A 1559-nucleotide genomic window follows, 5' to 3' on the forward strand; every position below is an offset into this window, starting at 1 on the left:
ATATAGCCACCAAACACCGAGCCTAGTCCCGCCGATAGTTGGTACATGGCGGTATTAATCCCCAAATAAGTCGCTTGCTTTTCTTTTTCCACATACTTTCGCACGAGGACGACAAAACAGCCGGGAATCACCGCCGCCCCTGCGACCTGAACCACTCGTGCCACAATCACTAAGGGAAAGGAAAACTGTAACACAAAGCCTAAAATCGAGCCAATCCCAAAGGCGGCCGCTCCAACTGTAAATAGCTTACGAGCGGAAATCACATCTGATAAGGTCGAATAAATCGCCCCACCGACACCAAATACCAGAGCCGCAATGGTCGTGAGTAAACTGACCTCTGCGGGAGTTATCTGAAAAGACTCCGCAATACTCGGCGTAATCATGCCGAACATCTTGTCACTAAAAACCTGCATGAAGCACAGGAAGATCACCCACGGCATCGCCACATAAATCGTTAATTTTGTTGCTTTTTCACTCATTTTTAACGCCTCCTCATTTAAAAACACTTAGTTACTCTGGGCAACTGTGCCATATATCAGGAGAAGCGAACGTTTCATTAGGTACTTTTGGAGGTCTTGGTGAAAGATAATCGTAATGACGGTGCCTCTTGGTTTAAGGGAAATCAGTGATTGTCCCATGATCATTCCCTTTCTTTCATGACAGTTGAGACGAATTCCATCAGCGAGAGATTTTCTTCGTTGATCAAGCGACGTGCCTCGGCTTTTTCTAGTGCCAGTGTCAGCTTGGCTTGTTTAACGGTGCTCGGATTTGACAAGGCACTGGACACGTCTGCTTTGATAAATTGACCTGAACTTGAAAAGATCAAGGCTTGTTGAAAGTGGGCTCTGACGAAGGGCAAATCATGGCTAATCATCAAAACTGTTTTGACCTTGTCTTTGAGATAGCTCAATACCTGAGAAAGCTGTTGGATGCCATGACCATCTAGCCCGGCTGTTGGTTCGTCCATCATCAAAATTGGCGTATCCATCATCAAGGCAGAGGCGAGGGCGATCCGCTTGCGCTTACTTGGCGATAAATCAAAAGGATGACTCACTAATACCTCCTCGAGCTGACATAGCTTGGTTATTTCAGTCAACAATGCTTCTCGCTTTTCTGCTGAAAAGCCCAACATTTTAGGCCCAAAAAGTAGCTCGGCCTTAACCGTTCGATTGAACATTTGCTCGTCGGGATTTTGAAAGACATAAGCGATTTTGTGGGCGTATTCGGCAATGGGTCGGCCGACGTAGTTCTCTAAAAAAAGCTTTATCTCCCCTTGATCAGGCTGTAATAATCCCGCCAGTAGTTTCATCAAGGTGGTTTTCCCGCCACCGTTTTGTCCGATAAAGGCGAGATGTTCGCCTTGCTTTAAACGCAGTGTGACGTTTTCAAAAAGAGGCACCCCCTGTATGTGAGAGAAACTTATATCAGTCAGTTCAATTACTATCATGGGGTTCCTCCTTTATTTCTTGATATAAATCAGCTAGTAAGGAGCGCCGAACCCCTGATCCTTCAAATTCTGGTGAGGTGATGACCGTTTGCCAAGTTCCCCGCTTCACCAC

The 1559-nt window shown here is 46.1% G+C and carries 2 protein-coding genes; both read right to left on the reverse strand.

Translation table 11 applies throughout. The features are described 5' to 3' along the window. A partial coding sequence (locus tag AC5KOD_RS02620) for an MFS transporter (protein WP_496912986.1) occupies positions 1 to 506 on the reverse strand: 506 nt, incomplete at its 3' end. A 134-nt stretch (positions 507 to 640) separates the two neighbouring features. After that, complete coding sequence (locus AC5KOD_RS02625; protein ID WP_496912987.1) at positions 641 to 1447, reverse strand: energy-coupling factor ABC transporter ATP-binding protein; 807 nt, start codon at positions 1445 to 1447, stop codon at positions 641 to 643. Positions 1448 to 1559 lie beyond the last annotated feature (112 nt).

This window comes from Vagococcus sp. WN80Y, from assembly GCF_059621045.1.